The following is a 25,242-nucleotide window of genomic DNA, read 5'->3' on the forward strand; positions in this document are numbered from 1 at the left end:
CCCCCTCTATTACATCAATATCTTCTTCGGATTTAAACGAACAATATAAACGAGTGGTATCACGGTCGATAAAAGAATTGTGAAAAGACCGACAGCAAAGAACATCACAATATAACTAGGATCAAGTTGAACTTGATAGGATTCTAATACATCTTCTGTCGTCAAATCTGACTGAAGTTCGCCGTAATAAGCCATATCATCAAAGCCTTGGTTTTGGTTATCTGATTGCATCATCATATCTGAAACACCGTCAGCTAATAAGTTCCCGCTAAATAATGACAATGTAATACCAATGAATGCAACGATCATCACTTCGATTAATACTTGTCCTACAACTTTGCCGCGACGCTCTCCTAAAGATAAGTAAATCCCTAGTTCATGTTTACGATCTCGTAAAAATAATAAGACGACTAAACCAATAATTAATACGGATGCCACAATAGAAACAATTAGGACATAGTTTGAGAGTGTCGACATCGATTGAATCGGTCCAGCAATGTTTTCAAAATGATCACTTACATTTCTGACGACATAAAGTTCTGGTAACAATGGTTGTACTTCTTCTGCAAATGCACTTGCATCGTCTGATGAGTTCAAAATGTATATCGGTGTATAGTGATCTTGATGTTCCTCTCCTTCCATTGCCGCTGCATATTCTTCGTCCATTTCCATATATTGCTCCGTATTATACCTTAGCTCACTTAACACGGTATCGTTAGAAACATAAACTGTATTTTGTAATTCAATATCCATGAAATCCCACATGCCTTGTTCTGATGACTCTTCATCAGATTCACCAACTGACAGCGGCTCAAATATGCCAATAATTTCTAATGGGACATCACGGGAATTGTATACTTCTTCTTGACCTTCCGAGTAATCAAAAACAACATTCGTTAACATAAAGTTATCTCCAACGTGGAGATTGTTTAAATCAGCTAGCTTTTTAGAAATAATCGCTACTGATGAACCATTCTCTAACTCCTCTTCAGTGAAGACCCGACCATCTACTAATTGGCTTTCGCCTTCTTCAAAATCAATGATAGGCGCATAGTTTGTCCCTTTCAATCTGAAGTTCATGTTGAATTCGTCTTGGTAATAGCCATGATCTTCCATTCCTTCGCCTTGGTAGCTATCTAAACTTTCAGAACCTAGATATGTCGAAGTACTAAAGTCATAATACTTAACATAATCCAATTCCCCAACTTGCTTGATCAAATCAAGGTCTAATGGAGAAAATTCAAATTCCATCATTTCTGAGTCGCTCATGTTTGAAATCGCATCATAATCTAGTTCTAATGTCGCTGCGGTTCCCATTCTTTCTTTAATCGTCGTTTCGACATTATCTGTCGCTTGCTGAATTGAAATAGCACCTGCTATTAAATTCCCTAAAATTAAAATAATAGCTAATAAAATAATTGACTTTCCCTTTTTCCTCGTAATATTTAATAAGCCTCGTTTAAAAAAATTCATTGCCGTCCTCCTCAAATATAAAAAATGAACGAACACCTTGTTTCTCCACATGTTCATTTCTATTTTTCTTAAACATGTATCGAAACGTTTTTACACCACCCTCCAAAATTTAACATGACCTTTTATATTTTTCTATAATTATACAATTTTAGTATATTACTAGATTCACAAGGTCACAACACATTTTTCAATATTTGTTATTTTTTAGCTTTTATTTAGTTGGTAAATATTCAGCTCCCATGGTAGGGTAGATGGATGGACGGGCAAAAGAGAGCATGTGGTGCACAACGAGGTGAGGTTGTATCTTTTCGTTCGCGGTCATTGGATCCGTTATTTCTCAAAAACATGTCGATTTCGTATGCTTTGAGGACATCAGATTCGTTATTTCCTATAAAACACGTATCCTCTGTCCGCCTAGACGACCGAGCTCAACCTAGTCAAGTCAAATCCGAACTAAAGAAAAAGGGGACTTAAGGCCGTTTTCCCTTTTAAGTCCCCCTATTTCCCGTATTACAATTTACTCCGAGTCAGCTTATCAATCGATACAACGCTCCTGTTTGTTCGTCTAGCTTTAACAGGATGGGTCATTGCTCGATTAAGCTGTCGACTGAAACACTTTGCTTTTCATTCGGATTATCAAGAGGATGGATCGTCGCAACTCCGTTGTTTTGATCAACATGCTCTATGTAGATTTGCTGTCCGTTATACATGACATTAGCCATTGTTTGTGAATTAGAGATTTGCTGTGCTCTTTGTGCGTCCAAATCAAGCACCTCCTTATGATTTATGGGTGGTCTGTTCCAAAAGGTGCTACAGCTACAACAGAACGGCGAGTACTACATAATGAATAAACTTTGTGTTTGCTCGCCATGATAGTCCAACTGAAGTCTCCCTTTGAAGGAGCCAAGACCTTTTGAACAATTCCCCTTTTACTATTTGTAATGATCATAAAAATATACATATATTTGGAGTTTAATGATAACGTCGACCCGCTTCGCACCATCAGAATCAGACATTAAACCGATTGAAGAAGCAATAAAATTGCCGCGTACGATAGAAACCATTCATATCGCAGTGATTAACGGATCAGGAGACATGAACAATGGTGGAATTGAACGAGAATGTCATTAAACCCTTTCACTTGATCTTTTTAATAGAGAAAAAGTAACATATACCTCCGATCATCCAGTATGGCTCCCAAAACAATAATCTCCATAAAGTAGCGTGTCTGTCTAAATCAAAATCTAAAATACCTACTGGACTTAAAGACTGTTCATAGATAGCGCCTCCTAATGATCTAACACCAATCATGCCACCCATTGCCCAGTAAAAACTCATACCAGCAAATAAAAGAGTCCATATCACTCCTAAAAATATAAAAAATTTATTAATTTTCGTTTCCATGTAGAAAGTTCCTCCAGTTTCATCACTGTAATTTAATTGTCCTTAATAGCAGTCGCAGACTAACCCCTTTCGTGCTCATGATGAAATTAAAATAGCAACAAACAGAAAAACGACGAGCATGAATATGCTAAATCTGTGCGCATTTAAAAAGACTCTCTTCGAAATCAATCGTTAACCTCTGACGTGTGAAGAAGAAACTTTGTCTGATATAACATTATATTATGACTGTTTAAACGAGTTTTCATGGTTTAGCAGCCATTCTTTTCTCCACAATCCCCCTGCATAGCCAGTTAATTTTCCATTTGAGCCAATAATACGATGGCAAGGTACGACGATACTCATCTTGTTTTTCCCATTAGCACTTCCGACCGCACGAATAGCCTTTTCATTTCCTATCGCAGCAGCGATCTCTTTATAAGAGCCTGTATGTGCATACGGGATTTTGGTTAGCTCTTTCCAAACGTTCACTTGAAAATCGGTTCCTTCAAAGAGATAAGGGAATGAGAATGTTTGACGTGTTCCTTTAAAATATTCATCTAACTGTTCGATACATTCGATTAATACTTTAGGAGTTCCATCGTTACGTACATGTTTGACTTGATCTCGTTCAGTAAACAAAATCGAGTGCACCGCTTCAGCTGTCCCTGTGATTTCCAAAATTCCAATTGGTGATTCGTAATCTACTTTTTCATTTATATTCATACGTACCTCCAATGATCATCCGATTTTTGTCTATTATACAAGAGTAAACGAGGCTTTTCGTCCTCATTCTTGCTTTTATATTCAATGCGCTACAAAAAAAGAGAAGTATGTCTATACTCCTCTTTTCCGATCAAATTTATATGATTTTTGCTTTTTCTAACGGCTGTTTTCGTGGACGTCATCTTTATTACTTGTCGTTTGATCATGACGGTCAAGGATGAGTTGTTTAATTTCTTTAATGTCTTGCTTTAGTTCTTGATTCTCTTTATATAGCCTGTCCATCTGCTCTTCACGTTTCGCTTCATCATCCTGGCCTAAATAGCTTAAAATAACAGCAACGACTAAGTTTAAAATGACGAGTGCTCCGATGATAATAAAGGAAACGAAATAAGCCCATGCCCACGGTATTTCATTAATAATCGGTCTTGCAACTTGACTCGCCCAAGATTCAAACGTAACGACTTGCATTAACGTAAAGAGTGATGAATGGAAACTTCCAAAAAATTCATCAGGAAGAACACCGTTAAAAAAGGTAGTTCCGATAATCGCATAAATCGAGAAAATCAACACTGATAACCCTAATATCCCAGTTAAAGCCGGAACTGATTTCATGAGTGAGTCAATTATTTTTCGTAAAGCAGGAATTGCCGGGATCATTCTGATTAACCGCAATACCCTAATTAACCTGAGCACGCTCACGAAAGGAGTTGAGTAAAAGACGATACTTCCGATTACAATTGAGAAATCAAAAATATTCCAACGGTCAGAGAAATAGCCCCTGAAGCCGAGTCCGAATAATTTTAAAATGAGCTCTGCGACAAAGACCCAAACGATGATCTTATCTAATGCGAGCAATACACTATTACCCATCATATACGTCTCAGCGACGATAACCAAACCGTTAAAAAGGATGATCCCAATCACAATTGGTTGAAAATTTTTATGTTCAACGATTTGGCGGCATCGTTCTCTAATCGAACGGTTGTTTATACTTGGTTCTTCTTTATTCTTTAATTCCATTGTGTAACCCCACATGTCCCTTCTATCAATATATGTTTCATTTCTATTATTATATCAGTTTTACATTCCTTTTCTTTCATTATAGCAATAAAATAACGCATAATCATCTATGACAATTTCATTAAAAGTAGGAATTAATTAGAAGAAAATGATGTTTATTCGTTTATAGCGTGTTCATTTTAGTTAATCGGTTATGTATATAGTCATAACCTGCTTTTATTTCCTCTTCGTAATTGCGGTCAATCTCGCAATAAGCGACATCCGATTTTAAGCATCGCTGTTTATTTTCATCGTGCTCACGTATAAATTGAGTGACATGTCGCTCTTCCGGGTAGTTTCGCGTCTCTATCACGTTCCTATGCTTAATCACGTGTGATGTAAAGTGATTTTGTATGTAATCGGTAGAAAAGCCAAGAAACATGGAGATGATACGATCCGGATATGTATCTTTTAATTCCTTTATTTTTTCCGGAAGCAAGTAGCACCCTTCGATAATCATGTGCTGGTTATTTTCGATTATCGTATAAATCATCTCTTTAATCATCGGCCACAATTTCTCGGCAATTACTTCGTTACGATCCGCTTCGATACACCGCCATTTTAAGATGAACAATCGAAAAATAAGGGATATAATATTTTTCAAGGAGCTGTTGAGCCATCAATGTTTTCCCCGTACAGCTAGGACCACATATTAATATGATCATGTTTGATCACCCTCCTCGGATGTTTTATTGTAAATGAAATCCGCAAACCGTTAATAAATTTATTCACCTAAATTGGACATTTTCAACTACCATTATATAAACTTCATGAATTTTCCATCAATTATCTATTATTTTAATTTATGAAAGAACTAAAATGATATAATAGTCCCAAAGTCTATTGGAATAATATAGGAGGTTGTTGATTGATGGATTTATTTAATAAAGTAAGAACGTATTCAAGGGGAAAAGATATACAAAACTCTTCTATCTTTCCATACTATCGACCAATTGAAGAAAACAATGGACCCATTGTCACAATGGGTGGGCAAACGGTCATTATGGCGGGTTCAAATAATTATCACGGATTTTCCCAGGATGAGAGAGTGAAAGAAGCATCAATCAAGGCAATCAAGAAATATGGAGTTAGTAACAATGGTTGCAGATTACATAATGGAACGTTAGATCTTCATGATGAGCTAGAAGAGAAATTAGCCAAGTTTGTTGGAAAAGAATCGGCTCTCACGTTTACAACTGGGTATCAAACGAATGAAGGTACGGTTGTTCCTTTGATTGGTCGGAAGGACGTAATATTTAGTGATCGAGACAATCATAATAGTATTGTTCAGGCTACACTTATATCTCGGGGAATGTCTTTGAATAAAAATCAAGTTGTTCGATACAAACATAATGATATGAATCACTTGACCCGTTGTTTAAGTCATACTTCTATTGACGTTGGGAAATTGATTGTTTCTGATGGTGTATTTTCGATGTCAGGGACGATCGTTGATCTTCCAAACATGGTTCAAGCTGCAAAAGAGGCTGGAGCTAAAATTATGCTTGATGATGCTCATGCCATAGGGGTTATTGGAAAAAAGGGTGCTGGAACAGCAAGTTATTATGGTCTAGATGATGAAGTCGATATGATTGTCGGTACATTTTCAAAAAGCTTTGGCTCCATCGGAGGCTTCGTTGCAGGAAGTAAAGACCTTATTCATTATTTAAAATATAATAGCCCTGCTCATATTTTTTCAGCAAGTTTACCTTCTGCACAGGCCGCAGCAACAATTGCCTCTCTAGACATTCTACTAGCTGAACCGGAACGAATCGACAAACTTCAATATCTTACAAAATTACTTCGAAAAGGTCTGCAAAAACTTGGTTATCGTGTCCCCGAAGGAATCGTCCCCATTATTCCAGTCATTTTAGGTGATGACATGCTCGTATTTAAAACATGGGGAGCTCTGATGGAACATGGCGTATTTACGAACGCAGCAGTAAGTCCAGGGGTAAGGGAAGGACATCAATTAATTCGTATATGCTTGATGTCAACTCATGAAGAAGAACATGTTAACTTAATATTAGAAGCATTCTCGAAGATTAAGAGTCAGGTCATGGTTAATTAAAAGGCGCAAATTGCGTCTTTTTTTACAGTAAAAAAAGTTTTTACACTCTAATTACAATGACTTATACGTCATCAACATTTTCTTTATCATTACTCACTATCATTTTTTTTGATTATGCCTAATTTTTATATAGGTAACGGTTTATACAACCGGTGGTGCTGTTGAATAAATTGTACTACATTAAGGCGAGAGTGTACGAGTAGGTTCACGTCTCCGTTACTCCTATAACTTTTTTCACATTGAAACAATGAGTTTAAACGAAAGCTTTCTAAGAAAGGGGTTAATCTTGTGCAGCAAAGAGGAAATCGAGGTTTTTGTGTTTTTCCAGGCTATAATTGGTGTGGTCCTGGCTGTAGTGGACCAGGTGCTCCAATTAATCATGTAGATGCAGCCTGTAGAGAGCATGACTTATGCTACAGACGGCATCGAAATCGATGTATATGTGATCAGCATTTCATGAACCGTCTCCGCCCGCTTATCAATCCATATACACAAGAAGGCAGACATGCCCGGACACTCTATCAATATATGAAGCTGCAAACTGTATTTACGTGTGCTGGATATAGATGATCTTGTTCTTTTTAATACTGTCGCTTCTCTCCACAAAATAATCGTATTCTCAAAACGTTTATATTAAATAAGCTAGATCGTTTTATAACCAAAAAAATTGCCACCACCTAGAATAATTGAGGTTAGCATACACCCAACCTCCCTAGAAAAGGAAGTGACAAATTGTTCCTTTAATTAACTTAGTTTAATATGCAAATATCAAGTACAAATGATTCGAAAAGCATGGAGAATGAACTTCATGCTTTCTGCTTGTAGGTGAAACTTTACACGAAAATTCAAGCGAATCCTTAAGATTTTTTTAAGAAATACATAATAGGAAGTTAAGAATCATCGATTATGATTGCTTACTAGTGAGGCAAGGACCTGCGTGACCTTTGTTTCAGCTAAAAAATAGTAATCATAAAGGAGCGATGATGATGATCAGAAAGATTACATTTATATCGTTATTATCCCATCTATGGGTTCAATGGATTTTATTAGGAAGTATCTTTTTAGATACATTCATGGTATATCCAAATATATTCCACGACGTTCCTAATTCATTTGAAGTTAGTTTGGAATTTATGGCGGTGACAAGTCCCGGCACATACTTCCCTCCGTTAGGAATGCTAAGTATTGTAACTGGATTGTTAGCATTGATTTTATCATGGAAAGTAAAACCGGTTCGCTATTGGATTTTGTTCAGTACGGTCATGATCATCCTAGAAGGTGCGACTTCAATCGTTTTCGAATGGCCGCGTAATGAAATTATGTTTATTGAAGGGGCGGCAGTTCACTCCGCTGAGTTTTTACAGCAAACAGCACAAGAGTTCTTACTCGTTCACGGCTTCCGTGTTGCCTATAACATCCTTGGTTCGATTTTCATGTTTATCGGTTTTATGAAGTATTACAAGCAAAACCTTCTTGCTAATCTTGAAATAAATCAATAGGCCAAAAATCTCCCAATATGGGAGATTTTTAGGTTTAAGGTTTATACATACCCTTATTTATCCACTAGTAGCAATCATTAAGATACAAAAGAGTGCAATAATTAACATCGTCGATGCAAAAATTCTGTCTGCTCCTTCATCCTCTCCATTCTTAATTTTCTTCGATATTGTGACACAGGTATTAAAAAATGTAACACTAGTTATAATCGCGACACCAAGAATAAACATGTCCAACCTCCAGCAATCATTTTTTACTCAGCCCGCTTGTAAGTGTAACATCTTACCTACTTTCTTTCCTCATGGCACCCTTCATTAAAATGGAGAAGGAATTAAGGAAGAAACTGAGAAATATATACAAACGACTGTGGTCTAGAAAAAAGGTCACAACTACGGAGAGGATAATATGACGAAAAAGTCTTCCACCAATTTCGTATTGCATGCAAAAAGTAACCAATTTTACTGGGAAGGAACAGGTCAACTTTCCATAAAAACCTTTTCTAATGGAAAGGCTCGCTATAAGACGAATCAAGGCTTTTTTGTTGTTGAAGAAAACCGATACCTTCTTCTCAATGAAGGCTCATACACGATTTCAATCGATGAAAAAAAAGTTGTGGAATCATTTTGTGTATTTTTTAAAAGAGGGTTCGCTGCCGAAGTATTTCATTCATTAAATGAGTCAAACGACCGTCTGCTAACTGATCCGTTTAAAGACTTCAGCTCTATTGAATTTTTTGAAAAAACGTATCATAAAAAAAAGACGCTTGATGCTCAATTAGAAACGTTTAAGCATGTCATCCATTGTCTCGAAGTGAATTCTGTTGGTTATGAAGAACAATTTCATAGGCTCATCCAATTAGTTTTGTATGATCATTTCCATTCATATAAAGAAGTTGAATCATTAAAAGCAATTCGCCATTCTACACGAGAGGAATTGTTTAAGAGAATCAGTATAGCCCATGATTATATCCGTGCCTATTTCGATACACCTATAAAACTACATGATATTGCACAAATTGCTTGTTTATCACCGAATCATTTATTACGAACGTATGCTCAATTATACGGTAAAACACCTCATCAACACATATCTAAATTCAGAGTACAAAAGGCTAAACATCTATTAGCAAAACGAGACGATACGATGACCGATATAACGTTTAAAGTTGGTTTTGAAAACCCTGTCTCCTTTAGCAAAATGTTTAAGCAGCATGTCGGTATGTCCCCTAAAGAATATCGAAAAAAGGTGATATTGGATAAGAACTTGTAAATAAAATGGTTTATTCTATCGTTAAGAAGATAATTGAAAGGAGACATGGTCTTTGGAAACGAAAAAGATTAAAAAAATTGGACAAATTGGAGTACCTGTTAAAGACTTAAATCGAGCTGTAGATTTTTATAAAGAGAAACTCGGTCTCTCTCTATTATTTAAGACTGATCATATGGCATTTTTTGAATGTAACGGGCTGCGGTTAATGTTAACACTTCCAGAAAAAGAGGAATTTGCCCATGCAAGTTCAGTTCTTTATTTTGAAGTAAGTAACATTAAGGACTCATACGAAGACTATCTAAATAAAGAAGTGACATTTATCGATGAACCACATATTGTTGCAAAAGTCGGGCAGACCGAAACATGGATGGCCTTTTTTATCGACACTGAAGGGAATACGCATGCCTTAATGAATGAAGTTCAAGTTTAATAAAAGATCGAGACTGTTACGATTACATGTCTCTTTTGACAATAAAAAAGTTCCTTCATCTTGTTGGTTTTGCTGATGAAGGAACCTCTTTTTATGTTTCTTTTCCATTGTTTTTATTTTGTCATGTTTTGTTTTCGTTTTTCTTTCGTGAGTACTAAAACCATATACCATTCCTCTAGATTTCGTTACATCGCGACCGCTATTTCGTAAAATGTGTTCTCGTTTCTTTCTTGCAGTACTTTTTCCCATAATATCACTCCTTGTCGATTATAATTCCCTTTAATAATAACATAAAGACATTTGTTTCCAAGATAAGAATAACATTCGAATGGTAATTTGAAGAATATATTGAGCTAAAGTGAACTAATTGATTCCGAAGCCTTTTGAAACAATTGTCTAACTATAGAAAAGGAAGTATAAAGTGCCAAAACGGCACTTTATACTTCCTGCAATATCCGAGTATCCTCTTTCGTTTGATCCTCTAAACCAAGTGCCCGTGCTGTTGTCGTATGAACTTCTTCGAGAAGCTCTCTGTTATCCATGAGCGACATTCCGTAAGATGGTACCATTTCTTTCATTTTCGGCTCCCACTCTTCCAAATGTTGCGGGAAGCACTTTTTGATGATCTCAAACATGACATGAACAGCAGTAGAAGCACCAGGTGAAGCACCAAGTAAGGCTGCAATCGATCCATCCTCGGCCGTGATCACTTCCGTACCAAATTGAAGCGTTCCTTTCCCGCCTGCTTCAGTATCTTTAATCACTTGCACGCGCTGTCCCGCTACGACTAAATCCCAATCCTCACTTTTCGCATTCGGGATAAACTCACGTAACTCTTCCATGCGCTTTTCTTTCGATAACATCACTTGCTGAATTAAATATTTGGTCAACGACATCTCTTTTGCACCCGCCGCCAACATCGTTAAAACATTGTTCGGCTTGATTGACGTTAACAAATCGAACACTGAACCGTATTTTAAAAACTTTGGTGAAAAACCAGCGAACGGTCCAAATAGCAATGATTTTTTACCGTCAATATATCTTGTATCAAGGTGTGGAACAGACATTGGAGGAGCACCGACTTTCGCTTTTCCGTATACTTTTGCATGGTGCTGCTCGACAACAAATGGATTGTTACATGCCATAAAGATTCCGCTTACCGGGAACCCTCCAATCTGTTTCCCTTCAGGAATACCTGATTTTTGCAATAAGTGTAAGCTTCCTCCACCGCCTCCGATAAAGACGAATTTTGCTTTATGTCGTTCAACTGTACCACTGTCAAGATTTTGTACTCTCACTTCCCATAAGCCGTCACTCGTCCGTTTTACATCCTTCACTTGATGTTTATAATTTATCTCAACGTTTCTGTTGTTTAAGTGGTCAAATAACATCCGCGTTAATGCACCGAAGTTAACATCCGTTCCGGAATCGATTTTTGTTGCGGCTATCGGTTCATTCGATGTCCGGTCTTCCATAATAAGCGGAATCCATTCCTTCAGCTTTTCAGGGTTATCGCTATATTCCATCCCTTGAAACAAAGGATTAGCTGAAAGCGCTTTAAAACGTTTTTCTAAAAAAGTAACATTTTGCTCGCCTTGTACAAAACTCATATGAGGTAATCGCATAATGAAATCCTGTGGATTACGTATGAGTTGGCTATTTACAAGGTAAGACCAAAACTGCATGGAAACTTGAAACTGTTCATTAATATTTATCGCTTTGCTAATATTTATCGAACCGTCCGGTTGTTCGACGGTATAGTTAAGCTCGCACAGCGCTGCATGCCCCGTTCCCGCATTATTCCATTCGTTAGAGCTTTCTTCACCTGCGTTTTCGAGCTTCTCAAACACTTTAATATCCCATTCAGGTGCTAACTGTTTCAAGAGTGTTCCTAAAGTCGCACTCATAATTCCTGCACCAATCATAATGACGTCTGTTTTAGCTGCTCTATTACTCATTTTTATCGTCCCTCATACGAAATGATTTTCAAAAAGATGTAGCATGCTCCTACTTTTATATGAATTAGAAAGCGTTTGCTATTATACATCTTTTCTGAGAATAATAACTATTACTAGTTTATCAGAATTTTTTATAGATTAATACATTTATTTGCTAGAAAAACTTCCTATTATAATGAGGGTCTATATAAGTTTTTTCTTCATGATAAAGTTAATGAATTCTGTATTTTTAAGGTTCTTTTTTTGTTTATCCAATACTTGATAACCTTTCGATTCGAAGAATGGCTTTGCAGTTATACTCGCTTCAGTCAATATTTCTGTATCGCCTTTTGATTTCGCACTATTTTCTAGACAGTCTAGTAGTTGTGCTCCAACCCCCTGTCTTTGATAATCTTTATGAGTAAAAAACAAATCAATTTCACCATTTTTAGTATAGTTTCCAAACCCTACAACTTGTTTATCGATAACTCCTACATATGTAATACTATTTTCAAGACGTTTTTCCCAAGCTTCAATACTTGAGTTAGTATTTGCCCAAACCTCAACTTGTTTCTCAGTGTAGTCTCCGTAATTAACCGTAAGAATTGTTTCTCTAAATAAATTTACAATTTGTTCGGTGTCCTTTTTCTCATACTGTCTAATTAACAAGTTAAACACCTCCTCTTCTTATATAAATAACTATTTTTTCATGATCCTCTCCTGTTAGTGAAAAAGCTTTCCTGCTACCGTTAAAAGAAAACGATCGTTTGATGAAGAAATAGAACTTAACAAACACGACTATCATAAGCGCTAGTCGTATTTCGTTAGTTTTGACAAGAGTATAGCTCCTGAAATGTAATCGAAGACTCCTTTATCATATCTAATCTACCCAATCAGTTCGCTTTATTATATTTGTATAAACAGAATTATTATTCCATGTATTTTTCCATTCAACACTCGTGTCCTAAATAAGCTCTAACATTGATTGAGTTTCTGGCGGAAACGTGATGTTATCCAACCTTTCCAAATCCGTTTCGAAATATTTATCTTCTATGAATGATTAAATTCGTTATTGATTAAATAAGACGTTGATTTCGTTGCGCTTTGAACTCTCGAGTACAATTAGGTTAGACCTCGCTCTACCCATTTTTTCGATTTCATAGCTAATGTGCTCAATTTCTTCAAAACCCTTTATTAATTGCTTCCATTAAGTATAGGGAATTTCATTTTCACCCATGACTTTATTTAAAATGCTAGAAGTCGTAAAAGCCTCATTTGTGATCGTATGGATCATATTTATTAAATGAGGGGGTAAATAGTCTTGTTGATTACTAATTTTGCGATATCTCATAATTATAAAAGTCCTTACGGTAACAATTATATTAGGAGGAGAAAACAGTTTCTAAATCCATCTCCTAGTTGAAGCCTTATACCTCTCGTATTCTGATCCAAATGTTTCCGTTAGCTCTTTTTCTTCGTATTTAATGTACCACCGGTCTGTGATAATAAGAAATAATAAAACGAAAACAGCAGTAGAAATCGCACCCAATACAATAAACAGACCAACTAACGCAACCAAAAAGCCTGTATACATCGGATTTCTACTATACTTGAAAAGGCCCTCGATCACTAATCGATCCGGCTTTTTAAATGTGTGAATGTTAGTCTGATGTTGACGAAATGAATTCGAACCCCAATTCGATACTGCTAAACCTCCCACGACAAGAATAAAACCAATTAGATTATAAGGCATCGAAATCCATAAATAATATGGATAATATATTCTTAACAACACCATTCCAAGACAACAAATAAGAAATAAGTGAGGCGGTAATAACACCTTCATAGACAGTTCCCCCTTATGAATTTACTTACTATTTTAATTGTAAAGTGACAGAGATTCATTAACATAAATTAAGTCCTCACTCTAAATTTTATTTACTAATTCTCCAAAAATGACAAGTTCATACGTACAAGAGCCATATCCATCTGTTTTGTAGAATCTGTAGAGGAGAATTGCTCATCAAATCTTAAAAGACAAATGTCATCATACCTTCAATATTTTTGCCTTTATTTATGGTATGGTTTGTCCAAAGTCATTGATAATATATATGAACATACTTGAAATTCCATTATTATGTATAATATTACTAGGAAAAATAAATTATCTATTATGGAGTTTTTATTATGTCAAAAAGTGATTCTACCAATTTCGTGTTACATGCAAAAAGTGAACAGTTTTACTGGGAAGGAAATGGTCAACTGTCCATTAAAACATTCTTTAATGGTAAAGCCCATTACAAGACTAACAAAGGTTTTTTTGCTGTTGAAGAGAGTAGATACCTACTTCTCAATGAAGGTGCATACACAATTTCAATTGAAGAACCTAAAGTTGTAGAATCCTTTTGTCTTTTCTTTAAAGATGGGTTTGCAGAAGAAGTCCTTCATTCCTTAAAAGAAACAAATGAGCGTCTTCTAAGCGATCCGTTTAAGGATACAAGTACAATTGGCTTTTTCGAAAAAACCTATCATAAAAATAATATTCTATCTTATCAATTGGAATATTTCATGCAGATATTACCCAGTCTTGATATTAATTCCGTTGGTTATGAGGAACAATTCCATAAGATAATGTATTCTATTTTAAATGAACACATAAATACATATAAAGAAATAGAAAGCTTACACGCCATTCGTCATTCTACACGTGAAGAATTATTTAGAAGGGTAAGTATTGCGCATGATTATATTAGATCTTATTTTGATAATCCTATAAAACTAGATGAAATTTCAAGAGTCGCTTGTTTATCACCTAACCATTTATTAAGAACTTACTATCAAATATACGGTAGAACTCCTCATCAGCATATTTCAGAGTTTAGAATACAAAAAGCAAAGCAACTATATATCAAAAGTAGATAAAAATATGACTGATATAACCTTTATACTTGGATATCAAAACCCGGTATCCTTTAGTAAAATGTTTAAGCAACATGTTGGTTTATCTCCTAAAGAATATCGAAAAAAAGTGAGATTGGATAAGAAATTATAAGGGAGATTCTTTATTCTTATTAGGAATAATAAATTTGAAGGGAGAAATGTTTTATGAATACTACCATGATTAAGAATGTTAGGCAAATTGGAATACCTGTAAAAGATATAAATAGGGCACTGGATTTTTATAAAGATAAACTAGGACTTTCTCTATTATTTAACACGGATAGTATGGCATTTTTTGAATGCGATGGCCGACGGCTCATGTTAACACTTCCAGAAAAAGAGGAATTTGCTCATTCAAGTTCGGTTATTTATTTTCAAGTAAATAATATTAAAGATACTTATGAACGCTTAGTAGATAAAGAAGTTCCTTTTATCGATGAACCACATGTGGTAACGAAAATGGGACAAACTGAAACATGGATGGTATTTTTTAAAGATACAGAAGATAATACTCATGCATTGATGAGTGAAGTACAAATTTAAGAAAACCAAAAGGAGACCGTCTGAATCACACGAACGGTCTCCTTCAATTTAAATTAGACTTTTTAATACTTCTTTATCAAGAATTACTTCTACCCTCCGCTTTACCATCATTTGTGGTACGGTTCACCCCGGTTAATCCGAAACGCGCGGTAGATTTGCTCGAGGAGGATGAGGCGCATGAGCTGGTGTGGATAAGTCATTTCTGAAAAGGATAGGTGTAGGTTTGCACGTTTTAGGACGTCTTTACTTAATCCGACCGAGCCACCGATCACAAATGCAATTTTGCTTTTACCGTACGTTGCTAACTGATCAAGCTCCTTTGCAAACCTCTCCGACGTCCACTTTTTCCCTTCAATGGCAAGTGCAATGACATATGTATCTGGATTTATTTTATTTAAAAGTCGTTCGCCTTCTTTTTGCTTTACTTGCAGCATTTCTGCATCACTCATGTTTTCCGGTGCCTTTTCATCCGCAACTTCGATGAGCTGAACGTTCGCATACGATGATAATCGTTTCGAATATTCTTGAATGCCTTCCTTTAAATATTTTTCCTTTAGTTTTCCGACAGAAATGATTGAGATATTCACAGGACAGTCTCCTTTTATCTTGTTATCCACAGAACTTATCCACATATTCACAGGGTGTTTGTGGAGTTATCCACTCACTTTATAACCAGCGGTCTTCTCACACATGAAACATGTTGTGGACAATTTTTCTTCTTCTGATACTTTAACAATTTCAGGTGGCATCTCCCGCTCATCAATTGCCTCTTCTAATGCGATATCAATATGTTCATCACAGCTGTAAAACATCGTCACGTCTCCTTTTATTCGACAATTAATTCGCTTTCTATCATAACATAAACACCTTAACATGATGAAAAACAGTCTGTGGATAATTAAAAGAGCCCTAAGCAAATCGAGATTATTTGTTATCCACAAAGAATAAAAGCCCAAGGCTCCTTCACCTTGGACTTTCGCGAATCAAATTTTATTAAAATACTTGTTCGTCTAATGTGAGTTCAACTTCATCTAATTCACCTTCGCGATAAAAGCCGACTGTCACTGAATCACCGATCTGTTTTTCTGTATATAAGAAGCGTCGGAGATCATGTGTATCTTTTACCTCTTCACCATCTAATTCAACGATCACATCGCCTTCTTGAAGTCCTGCATCTGCTGCTGGCGAATCTGGCGTAACACCATCAATATAAACGCCGCCTTTCACATCTTCAGGAAGATTGAGCACCCCTTGCCAGTATGAGCTTGGAATTTCGTTTAACGAGTGAATCTCAACACCCATTTGCGGTCGGCGGACTTCACCGTGTTGTTCTATATCATCAACGACTGGCTGGACGATCGCAGTCGGGATTGAAAAACCGATTCCTTCAACCGCTTGCTCCGCAATTTTCATCGAGTTAATCCCGATCACTTCACCACGGATGTTTAAAAGTGCACCGCCGCTGTTCCCTGGATTAATCGCTGCATCCGTTTGGATTACTTCGGCATTCCAGTCAGGCTGTCCGTTTCCTGTTAAATCAACAGGAATGCTTCGCTCGACAGCACTTATGATTCCTAATGTAACAGATCCTTCGAACGCGAGCGGATTTCCGATCGCAATCGCGGGCTCACCTGCGCGTAATGCATCTGAATCACCAAATTCAGCAACATCTGTTACATGTTCTGCATCAATCGTTAATACAGCTAAGTCGGTAAACTGATCGCCGCCGATAAGCTCGGCTTCGACTCTTGAACCGTCTGCTAACGTAACTTCAACCTCATTTGCTCCTTGAATGACGTGCTGGTTCGTCACAACATAAGCAATGTCATCTTCGACTTTATAAATGACACCAGAGCCTGTTCCTTCTTGACTCCCTTGAAAAAAGCCAGAGGATTCACGCATATTGATGACGCCAACGACGGCTTCAGACACATTATCGACAGCTTCAATGACTTCTGAAGTCATACTAATATTCGTCACAGAGCCTGGCTCAATTTCTTCTATTTCTGCTGCAGTATCGACAACAGGTTCTGTCCCTTTAGGAACAACTTCATATGGCAGAAAACCATAGTTCGCGAGTACAGGGACTGAGAAAACAACAATGAGTGCTCCGATGGCTGCACTTATAAAGGAAATGAGTCCGTTTCGGCTCGACTTGTTCTTCTCTCTCTTTCTCGTCGTTTCGTATTGACTATCGTAATAACCCATGGCAAACCCTCCTCAACATCTATATTTATTGAGATGCTTAAAAAGATGAAACGAGCCCCGAACAAGCCATCCTTTTGATACATCTCCTAAGAGAAAAGTCATGTGTCATCGATCATGATGCAATTCTATTTTATAAAACTATGATTACTATCGTCTATTATAATGCGGTGTTTTCGATAATTTTTCACACATATTTAGGATTTCCCATCGCGATACCATATTATACATAAACGATCGGTGTCGGTTTTAACGGGTCGGTATCATGCAACTTTACTTGTTTGCCGATCTCAAAGCCTTTTTCTTCAAGCGTCTGTTGAACAGTCATTCGGGCAATGTCTTTCATATTGTTATCAAGACTTAAATGGGCAAGATAGACATCTGCCCCTTTATCGGTCAAAATATCGGCTAACGCTAATCCGGCATCAACATTGGAAACGTGTCCTTCATCACCTAATATTCGGCGTTTTACGTTCCAAGGATATTTTCCCATTCTCAGCATGTCCATATCATGATTCGACTCAAAGACAAACGTATGTGAATCTTTCGTGACCCCTTTTATCCGCTCACTGACGTACCCTGTATCCGTGACAACTGACAACTTCCTTCCTTCATGATGGAAGGAGAAAAACATCGGCTCTGCTGCATCATGAGAAACACCGAACGATTCTACATCTAAGCTACCGAACGCTTTCGTTTCACCAACTTCGAAATGAAATTTTTGATCAAGTATCAATGTCCCTAATGCACTTTCCATAGCATGCCACGTTTTGGCGTTTGCATAAACTGGAAGGTTGTATCGCCTTGCTAAAATACCGACCCCTTTAATATGATCACTATGCTCATGAGTGACAAGAATGCCATTTAAATCTTGTGGAGGAACATTCACTTGTTCAAAACAATGTTCAATTTTCTTCCCGCTTAAACCTGCATCGATGAGCCATTTCTGATCGTCTGTTTCAACATAAATGGCATTTCCTGTACTCCCGCTCGCTAATACACTAAACCGTAAACTCATACTGCTATTCACTCTCCACACGTTGAACATCTGATTCTATCGCACTGACAAGATAGATTTCATCATTTACTTGAATTTGCCACACTGGTGAAAACACTTGAATTTCGACTGTCGTCTGAATTTGACTGTTATACCCGAGCTGAACATTATCTATCACTGTGTTTTCCGGAATTAATTGTTCTCTCAGCAATGTTTTGATCGCTTCCATCGGGGATAGCATCTCTTGCTCTCCTCCTTGAGGGGTAATCTCCATATATTGCTGATTGTACGCGACAACTTGGAAATCTTCGTTTAACGTTAGCACGAGATGGACTCTCGACCGTTTATATTGGTCAATCGGCCTTCCTTCATACGTCTGGTGAAGGGCAATGATGTTTCGTTCTTCATCATAATGAGAAAACTGATATTCATCACCATATAATATGTTCTGCTGTAAAAAAGCATCGACACGTGCTCGTAAGTTGTCATCTGACAGTTGATATGGATCTTCAAGTTCTGAATAAATTTCATATTCATCAATTAATTGTACGTTCTGACCGTCAAGCTGCCGCTGGACTCTCTCCTCACTAAAGGATCTCGTTGTTCCAGATATATAAGATCCGCGCTGTGTTTCTTCGGCATCATCGATGTGAACGTCAATATTCCATTCATTTAATTCTAACTGCAAACTCGTTGGTGACAGAGAACTAATATTGCCTGAAGTTCGTTTTTCGACTAGCTGAAAAGTCAGGAAGATATTTAAGATGAGAAATGTAATAATAAAAATCGTTTTTGTTTTACTAAAGTCCATAGTTAATCAACCTCACGATTCGGTGCGTCCTGTAAAACTTCAGCATGCATATCAACCTGTTTCCAGCTTCCTCTTTCTTTTATAAACCATGATGGCGTTAAATAGATTAACGCACCTTGACGATTCATATAATGACCGATTTTCATATCTTCCACTAAATCCTCATGAATGTTTTCACTCTCTTCAATAAATGACCATACGTCATCAAATGAAGGCATTTCTGTGTTCGTTTCTATTTCAAAGTCTTCTTCGTTTTCATTCAGCTGGAACAATGACCGCTTATACTCAGTAACCTGGTTTCCAACTCTTGTGATTTCCATCGTATAAAATCCGTCCCGATTAATGTTCGAGCCTAAAATTGGCAGCCCTTGAATTTGTAGTCGGAATCGGATCGAATCATTGATGGACGTCTCATTCCAACTATCGATAACATAGTTATCTGTCCAACCTTTATGTGCGTTAATAAAGTTTAGACTTGCTCGGAGAATTGACTGTTCTGTTACATCTTCTTGCTGGTTGACACCCGTTGATGGATGAGCATAATCTAATATGAGTCCGTTCCCAACAATACTCATCATTCTGTTTCCATCGGTATAAATCGTATCATTGTCTTGCGGATAGTTCTTTACAAATTGAGGGTCCGAGAATAATGCACCGATAAAGTCTCGTTCCTCAAGTTTCGTTGACAAATACGTATATGAATTCAAATGAAATTCTTCATTCGGCACATACTTTACATCCTGATAATGATGATCGTCGTCTTCATTAAAAAGATGTTTTTTAGCTGGGACTAGCCGGTCACGATCATTTTCATAAAAGCTCAGCAGTTGACTTAATGGAAGGTTCGTATCCGCTTGGACATTATCCGCTTCAGAGAGTGAAATAAACCTGACCGAGACTTCTGTATCACTGGATTCTTCATTTTCAAAAAGAATAATACGATCAACAGTATCAAGTGGAAATTGTTCTTCTTCAAAATCGAACAGTCTAGTAAGCCAATCACCTTGTACCGGATCATTAAATGAAAGCTCAATGTTTCTTCCATCATAATCCCTGTTCATTGATGGGACTCTGCGGCTGTCACCTGTACGAAGGAACGGAATTGATAGATCAGCGATTTCCTCCATAATGTTATCATAAGAATCCTGACTTGGATTTAGCCAATACACATCTCCTTCTTCGTGGATAGTAATATGATCTGGAATTAAGACGTCTCTTGTAGACTTTTCTTCGCCAATTTCAATCGATTCAAAGTACTCAACGTCTGTTCTTATTACGTCATATTCTGGTTGGTACGCCCAAATTTGCCACGTTAAAATGATACTAGTCAGAACTAAAATCCATAAAATGATCGACTTTATCAGTTCAATCATGATCGTTCACCGCCTTGTCCACTAACGGCAGACTAAAGGAAATCGTTGTTCCTTTCCCCCAGTCACTGCTTATCCAGATCGCTCCGTCATGTGTAAGAACTATTTCTTTTGCGATTGCCAACCCTAATCCTGTTCCGCCTAGATTACGGGAACGCGCTTTATCCACTCGATAAAAACGGTCAAACACGTGTTGGATATTGTCTTTCGGAATTCCAACACCTTCGTCTTTTATACTAATGACGACACGATCCTTTTCTTTTTTCATAATACACGTAATCGCGCCGCCATGAGGTGAATACTTTACAGCATTCGATAAAATGTTATCCATTACTTGCGTAAGTTTATCTCGGTCACCTTTGACATAAATCGGCTCTACATTCGTTTTCCGAATAAATTCAATTGATTCATTTTTCGTAGACATCTCAAACCTGTCGATAATTTGATCGACAAACGCTGCCATTTCAAATTGCGTCATATTCATATGGAAATCTTTACTATCCATTTTAGACAATTGTAATAAATCATTGACGAGTCGAATCATTCGTTCTGTTTCCGTTTGGGTAACATGAATAAACCTCGGCGCTACTTCCTTATCTTCAAGTGCACCATCTGCAAGAGCTTCTAAATAGCTCTTCATTGATGTTAGCGGTGTACGTAATTCGTGTGACACATTCGCAACGAACTCGCGTCTTTCTTCTTCAATTCGCTCTTGTTCCGTTACGTCATGTAACACAGCAATAATTCCGTTATATTCACCATTTTCTTTTTCAATGATCGAGAAATTTGCTTCCAATATAATTTCTTCATCTTCATTGTCAAAATCTAATAAAATCGGATCTTGAATCGCATATAAGTCTTCAAGGTCCATAAATTTGTTCAAGTTCAATATTTTTGTGATTTCTGAATCGAGAACATCTTCTTGTTTTTTATCTAGCATTTCTTCTGCTCTTCGATTCATTAAAATAATGTTCCCGTGCTTGTTCGTTGCAATAACTCCGTCTGTCATATGAGTCAGGACTGAAGAAAGCTTACGTCGTTCTCCTTCGGTTGTTGCATGGGCATCTTGCAGCTTATTTGTCAAATCATTAAAAGCGTTCGCGAGTTGACCGATTTCGTCATCACCGTACACTTTTACACTACGGGAAAAATCACCCTTCCCCATAACGAGGGCTTGTCTTTTCATATCGACGATCGGGCTTGTAATCGTTCTCGACAAAAGAATCCCTAAAATAGCGGTAATCGCTAATGCCATAATCGTACCTGTCATGAGAATTTGATTAATGGATTGCATCTGTTCGTATATTTCTTCCATCGATGCCTCGATATATAAAGCTCCGATAATATCATTGTCAGACTCAATCGGTTCTACTAGAACAAGGAGACGTTCTCCAGTTTCATCATTACGTACTGGTTCTGGCTCTGTTGGTGTACCAATTAATGCTCGTTTTATCCTTACTTCTGTTGTTCGTTGCCCGACAGTCTCACGGACACCCGGGCTTCCTGCAATGACCGTATTATTGCTGTCAATTACTTGAACATCTGTATCACCTATATTGTATAAATCCGCTAGTAACCTCGTTATTTCCCATTGTAAATCTCGTTCCTCTTCTTCAACATCACGAGTTAATTCTTGCTCGACATTGTAAGCAAGCAAATTGGTTTGTTCATTAACCCGCTCTCTAAAGTTTTCGATAAGCTGATCTTCGAGCTGATTTGTGAAATACACTCCGATTACTTGCATGGCAACCAAAATCAATAGCACATAAATAATGACAATTTTTACGTGTATTGATTTATAAAAGCGAATGTTTTTCATTTTTAGGACTCCTGATCAGCATTCCTTAAATAATAGCCAACACCTCTGCGTGTCACGATATACGTTGGATGGCTTGGATTATCTTCGACTTTTTCACGTAAACGACGTACAGTAACATCTACTGTACGCACATCACCAAAGTAATCGTAGCCCCATACAGCTTGCAGTAAGTGTTCACGAGTCATTACTTGCCCAAGATGCTTTGCTAAATAATAAACGAGTTCGAACTCACGATGAGTCAATTCGATCGGTTCTCCTCGTTTCGTCACTAAATAAGCATCAGGCTGAATGTGTAATGCTCCAATGTGTAGATCCTTTTTATCTTGTTCTGGTTCATTTGAACGTTGATTACGGCGCAAGTTCGCTTTCACTCGAGCAATGAGCTCTCTCGTACTAAACGGTTTTGTTACGTAATCATCTGCTCCAAGCTCTAATCCTAATACTTTATCTATTTCTGAATCCTTTGCAGTCAGCATAATAATCGGCATATCATATGTCTTTCTAATTTCTCTGCATACTTCCATGCCATCTTTATATGGCAGCATAATATCTAATAAGATAAGGTCAGGCACATGCTCTTTCGCTTTTTCAAGTGCATCATTGCCATCATTTGCAACGATGACGTCAAAACCATCTTTTTCAAGGCCAAACTTTAATATATCTGCAATTGGCTGTTCATCATCGACGACTAATATTTTTTGTTTATCCATCGTTTACCAGCTCCTATTGTTGAACATAACGTTAATCTATTTGTCAACTGTCTTTTATTTTATCACATAAGAATACAATTAGCTTCTTAGCGGATGTTTTATTAGATTGATAGATTTTTAAACTTACTCACCATTATAACAAGAATATTGGTATTCTTTGTATCAAGTAAAATAAATAATGAAGGGAATTTCTAGAAAATCACCTTCACATTGCCATTTATTATGTGAAAATCCCTCCTAACCATTCAGGTTAAGAGGGATAACGCTTGTTGTTAAACGACTATGAGTTCTCTCTATTAATTTAAATAATCCATCGGATCTTTTAATTGGCCATTTTCATACACTTCAAAGTGTAAATGTACGCCCGTTGAGTTTCCGGTGTCACCCATCTTTCCGATCTCTTGACCTTTAGATACTGATTGTCCAGAACTAACACTAACGTTTTCTAAATGCGCGTACATCGTTTCCAATCCGTTATTATGATTAATTCGGATTGTATATCCGTATCCGTTCTCCCAACCAGCTGATGATACTGTTCCGTTATCTGCTGCTAAGATTTCATAGCTTGATGGACGAGCGATATCAATACCACGGTGAAATCTTCCCCAGCGATTACCTTGATAACTAGAAATATAGCCTCCGACTGCCGGCCATCCTAATTGTCCTGACCCTCGGGATGGAGAAGTTTTCGTACCTTTTACAACAATTTTATTTTGCGGCTCAACGACGGTTTCTTCTGAAACTGTTTCACGATTTACTGATTGGCCATTTTCATATGTTACGGCATACTCAATGACTTTTTCCCCTTCTTTTCCTTCTTGGGCTACGTTCGTTTCGCCTTCCCATACATCACTGTCTTCTTTTGTTTCTGTTTTATATGAAATCGTTTCTTCTTCTTTTCCGATCTTTTCTACAATGACATTGATCATCGGCTTTAACACTGTCACATTCAATTCATCGCCAATTTGCAATAACGTATCTTCATCAATATCTGAATTTAATGAAAGCAATTCACTTGTTGTTAAATCATGGTCTGAAGCAATCGAACCTAATACATCACCTTCATCAACCGTGTAAACCTCTTCTTCTAAAGTACCTTTTTGAATTTTCTCAATGGCCTCTTTTTCACTCAAAATATCCTCTGGGTCAGCTGAAGCTTCTTCCCACTCTATGTCTTCTGAGAATTTAATATCAACGACTTTTGTATCGCCAACTTCTACAGTCAGTTCTTCATCGTCGTCTCTCGCCTCAAATTCTTCTAATTCTTCCTCTGACACAAATTCTAATTTGAATGTTTGTAAAAATTCATCCATATCCGTTTCACTGCTAATGTGACCAACCTCTGTATCACCGATCGTAATGAAGTTAGTCTCTGCTTGTACAGTCACTTTTTCTTCAAGTAATTCTAACGTGACATTGTTTAACGCTCTCAGTTGGAATACTTGTTCTGGAACCATCGTAATTTCTTCTTCAAAAGTGACGTTTAAATCTTCATACTTTGAGGAAGAGTCTTCTATGTAGTCTTCTTTGAAATCTTCTATGATTTCCGTGTCATCAACAATACCGATTCTCGCATCTCCATAATAAACATGATAGATTGTTTGAATTCCTTGGCTTTCATCTTCTTCAGCTGTATCCATATCTGCGCTAGCCAATTGAGCAGAAGCTCCAAAAAACAAGCTAAGCAATAATGTAATCATTGTGATTCGAAAAAGTGAAAGTAATGGTATATTTCCTGTGACCATGATTCTCCTCCTAAAAGTACATTCGTTATTTATATAAACTGTTACAAATCTCCTACTCTATTAACCAAAACTAATTCTATCATATTAAATAAGTCAATTGCGGAATTTATCAAATCGTAAAAAAAATGTATTATTCCTGTTATATTTTGTAATTTAACAGTAGAAAATAGGCATATTTGCGTCATTTATCGTATAATCTTGTAACATTTCTGTAAAGTTGTAACTTTTCCCATTCATTTTGTCATTTTAGTTATTTTGAC

At 37.0% G+C, this 25,242-nt stretch carries 28 protein-coding genes and 1 pseudogene; 8 read left to right on the forward strand and 21 right to left on the reverse strand.

Translation table 11 applies throughout. The annotated features are described in order from the left end of the window. Nucleotides 1-9: 9 nt before the first annotated feature. Together CD001_RS02380 and CD001_RS02385 are read right to left on the reverse strand one after the other, a co-directional pair. The gene (locus CD001_RS02380; protein WP_096186035.1) at nt 10-1,473 is read right to left on the reverse strand and encodes an ABC transporter permease; all 1,464 of its coding nucleotides are present in this window, start codon (nt 1,471-1,473) and stop codon (nt 10-12) included. Nucleotides 1,474-2,057: 584 nt separating this feature from the next. After that, entirely contained in the window at nt 2,058-2,237 is a 180-nt protein-coding gene (locus CD001_RS02385) for a small acid-soluble spore protein H (RefSeq protein ID WP_096186036.1), read from the reverse strand. Nucleotides 2,238-2,448: 211 nt separating this feature from the next. Here CD001_RS02385 and CD001_RS26220 point away from each other — a divergent pair, with 211 nt between their 5' ends. After that, entirely contained in the window at nt 2,449-2,604 is a 156-nt protein-coding gene (locus CD001_RS26220) for a hypothetical protein (RefSeq protein ID WP_179298581.1), read from the forward strand. 6 nt (nt 2,605-2,610) lie between these two features. Here CD001_RS26220 and CD001_RS02390 read toward each other — a convergent pair whose 3' ends face one another. The 5 genes from CD001_RS02390 to CD001_RS26765 all read right to left on the reverse strand — a co-directional run bounded on the left by CD001_RS02390 (nt 2,611) and on the right by CD001_RS26765 (nt 5,303). Then, nucleotides 2,611-2,877, reverse strand: coding sequence for a hypothetical protein (locus CD001_RS02390; protein WP_096186037.1), 267 nt, complete (start codon nt 2,875-2,877; stop codon nt 2,611-2,613). A 219-nt stretch (nt 2,878-3,096) separates the two neighbouring features. After that, nucleotides 3,097-3,579 (reverse strand): methylated-DNA--[protein]-cysteine S-methyltransferase, encoded by a 483-nt coding sequence (locus tag CD001_RS02395; RefSeq protein ID WP_096186038.1) that lies wholly within the window; start codon nt 3,577-3,579, stop codon nt 3,097-3,099. Between the two features lie 156 nt (nt 3,580-3,735). After that, nucleotides 3,736-4,599, reverse strand: a complete 864-nt coding sequence (locus CD001_RS02400; RefSeq protein ID WP_096186039.1) for an ion transporter — start codon at nt 4,597-4,599, stop codon at nt 3,736-3,738. Nucleotides 4,600-4,762: 163 nt separating this feature from the next. Continuing rightward, entirely contained in the window at nt 4,763-5,143 is a 381-nt protein-coding gene (locus tag CD001_RS02405; protein WP_257009688.1) for a hypothetical protein, read from the reverse strand. A 28-nt stretch (nt 5,144-5,171) separates the two neighbouring features. Further along, a complete protein-coding gene (locus CD001_RS26765; RefSeq protein WP_257009689.1) occupies nt 5,172-5,303 on the reverse strand; it encodes a P-loop NTPase family protein in 132 nt (43 codons plus the stop codon). Between the two features lie 206 nt (nt 5,304-5,509). Between CD001_RS26765 and CD001_RS02410 the strand changes: the two genes are divergently transcribed. From CD001_RS02410 to CD001_RS02420, 3 genes are all read left to right on the forward strand, one after another. Continuing rightward, nucleotides 5,510-6,709 (forward strand): aminotransferase class I/II-fold pyridoxal phosphate-dependent enzyme, encoded by a 1,200-nt coding sequence (locus CD001_RS02410; RefSeq protein ID WP_096186040.1) that lies wholly within the window; start codon nt 5,510-5,512, stop codon nt 6,707-6,709. Between the two features lie 288 nt (nt 6,710-6,997). Further along, nucleotides 6,998-7,279, forward strand: a complete 282-nt coding sequence (locus CD001_RS02415; RefSeq protein WP_096186041.1) for a phospholipase — start codon at nt 6,998-7,000, stop codon at nt 7,277-7,279. Nucleotides 7,280-7,695: 416 nt separating this feature from the next. Next, the gene (locus tag CD001_RS02420; RefSeq protein ID WP_096186042.1) at nt 7,696-8,208 is read left to right on the forward strand and encodes a hypothetical protein; all 513 of its coding nucleotides are present in this window, start codon (nt 7,696-7,698) and stop codon (nt 8,206-8,208) included. 57 nt (nt 8,209-8,265) lie between these two features. Here the strand turns inward: CD001_RS02420 and CD001_RS26225 are convergent, their stop codons facing one another. After that, nucleotides 8,266-8,436: a hypothetical protein gene (locus CD001_RS26225; protein WP_179298582.1), complete on the reverse strand. Its 171-nt coding sequence runs from the start codon at nt 8,434-8,436 to the stop codon at nt 8,266-8,268. A 175-nt stretch (nt 8,437-8,611) separates the two neighbouring features. Between CD001_RS26225 and CD001_RS02425 the strand changes: the two genes are divergently transcribed. Both CD001_RS02425 and CD001_RS02430 read left to right on the forward strand, forming a co-directional pair. Then, nucleotides 8,612-9,475, forward strand: coding sequence for a helix-turn-helix domain-containing protein (locus CD001_RS02425; protein WP_096186043.1), 864 nt, complete (start codon nt 8,612-8,614; stop codon nt 9,473-9,475). A gap of 52 nt (nt 9,476-9,527) precedes the next feature. Next, the gene (locus CD001_RS02430) at nt 9,528-9,905 is read left to right on the forward strand and encodes a VOC family protein (protein WP_096186044.1); all 378 of its coding nucleotides are present in this window, start codon (nt 9,528-9,530) and stop codon (nt 9,903-9,905) included. Here CD001_RS02430 and CD001_RS02435 read toward each other — a convergent pair. The 4 genes from CD001_RS02435 to CD001_RS02450 all read right to left on the reverse strand — a co-directional run bounded on the left by CD001_RS02435 (nt 9,882) and on the right by CD001_RS02450 (nt 13,688). Then, a complete protein-coding gene (locus CD001_RS02435; protein WP_096186045.1) occupies nt 9,882-10,154 on the reverse strand; it encodes a hypothetical protein in 273 nt (90 codons plus the stop codon). The two genes, CD001_RS02430 and CD001_RS02435, sit on opposite strands and share 24 nt — an antisense overlap. A gap of 188 nt (nt 10,155-10,342) precedes the next feature. After that, nucleotides 10,343-11,863: a malate:quinone oxidoreductase gene (locus CD001_RS02440; RefSeq protein WP_096186046.1), complete on the reverse strand. Its 1,521-nt coding sequence runs from the start codon at nt 11,861-11,863 to the stop codon at nt 10,343-10,345. 183 nt (nt 11,864-12,046) lie between these two features. After that, the gene (locus tag CD001_RS02445; RefSeq protein ID WP_179298583.1) at nt 12,047-12,511 is read right to left on the reverse strand and encodes a GNAT family N-acetyltransferase; all 465 of its coding nucleotides are present in this window, start codon (nt 12,509-12,511) and stop codon (nt 12,047-12,049) included. Between the two features lie 733 nt (nt 12,512-13,244). After that, on the reverse strand, nt 13,245-13,688 hold the full coding sequence (locus CD001_RS02450) for a methyltransferase family protein (protein ID WP_096186048.1): 444 nt from the start codon (nt 13,686-13,688) through the stop codon (nt 13,245-13,247). A gap of 341 nt (nt 13,689-14,029) precedes the next feature. On the opposite strand from CD001_RS02450, the pseudogene CD001_RS02455 reads away from it, so the two are divergent. Further along, a pseudogene (locus CD001_RS02455) lies at nt 14,030-14,894 on the forward strand (helix-turn-helix domain-containing protein). 53 nt (nt 14,895-14,947) lie between these two features. Then, complete coding sequence (locus tag CD001_RS02460; protein ID WP_096186049.1) at nt 14,948-15,325, forward strand: VOC family protein; 378 nt, start codon at nt 14,948-14,950, stop codon at nt 15,323-15,325. Between the two features lie 107 nt (nt 15,326-15,432). Here the strand turns inward: CD001_RS02460 and rlmH are convergent, their stop codons facing one another. The 9 genes from rlmH to CD001_RS02505 form a co-directional block, all read right to left on the reverse strand. Beyond that, nucleotides 15,433-15,912, reverse strand: coding sequence for a 23S rRNA (pseudouridine(1915)-N(3))-methyltransferase RlmH (gene rlmH, locus CD001_RS02465; protein WP_096186050.1), 480 nt, complete (start codon nt 15,910-15,912; stop codon nt 15,433-15,435). A 66-nt stretch (nt 15,913-15,978) separates the two neighbouring features. Next, nucleotides 15,979-16,137 (reverse strand): CxxH/CxxC protein, encoded by a 159-nt coding sequence (locus tag CD001_RS02470; RefSeq protein WP_096186051.1) that lies wholly within the window; start codon nt 16,135-16,137, stop codon nt 15,979-15,981. 181 nt (nt 16,138-16,318) lie between these two features. Continuing rightward, the gene (locus CD001_RS02475) at nt 16,319-17,533 is read right to left on the reverse strand and encodes a S1C family serine protease (protein WP_096186052.1); all 1,215 of its coding nucleotides are present in this window, start codon (nt 17,531-17,533) and stop codon (nt 16,319-16,321) included. Nucleotides 17,534-17,753: 220 nt separating this feature from the next. After that, nucleotides 17,754-18,548 carry an MBL fold metallo-hydrolase gene (locus CD001_RS02480; RefSeq protein WP_096186053.1) on the reverse strand — a complete coding sequence of 265 codons (795 nt, stop codon included), beginning with the start codon at nt 18,546-18,548 and terminating at the stop codon, nt 17,754-17,756. A gap of 4 nt (nt 18,549-18,552) precedes the next feature. After that, complete coding sequence (locus CD001_RS02485; protein ID WP_096186054.1) at nt 18,553-19,338, reverse strand: two-component system regulatory protein YycI; 786 nt, start codon at nt 19,336-19,338, stop codon at nt 18,553-18,555. Between the two features lie 2 nt (nt 19,339-19,340). After that, nucleotides 19,341-20,711, reverse strand: coding sequence for a YycH family regulatory protein (locus CD001_RS02490; protein ID WP_096186055.1), 1,371 nt, complete (start codon nt 20,709-20,711; stop codon nt 19,341-19,343). Further along, entirely contained in the window at nt 20,704-22,527 is a 1,824-nt protein-coding gene (gene walK / locus CD001_RS02495; RefSeq protein WP_096186056.1) for a cell wall metabolism sensor histidine kinase WalK, read from the reverse strand. Before walK ends, CD001_RS02490 begins: the two co-directional genes overlap by 8 nt. A gap of 2 nt (nt 22,528-22,529) precedes the next feature. Next, nucleotides 22,530-23,237, reverse strand: coding sequence for a response regulator YycF (gene yycF / locus CD001_RS02500; protein ID WP_096186057.1), 708 nt, complete (start codon nt 23,235-23,237; stop codon nt 22,530-22,532). 296 nt (nt 23,238-23,533) lie between these two features. After that, complete coding sequence (locus CD001_RS02505; protein WP_096186058.1) at nt 23,534-24,982, reverse strand: peptidoglycan DD-metalloendopeptidase family protein; 1,449 nt, start codon at nt 24,980-24,982, stop codon at nt 23,534-23,536. Nucleotides 24,983-25,242 lie beyond the last annotated feature (260 nt).

Source organism: Evansella halocellulosilytica, from assembly GCF_002335745.1.
GTDB lineage: Bacteria > Bacillota > Bacilli > Bacillales > Salisediminibacteriaceae > Bacillus_CA > Bacillus_CA halocellulosilytica.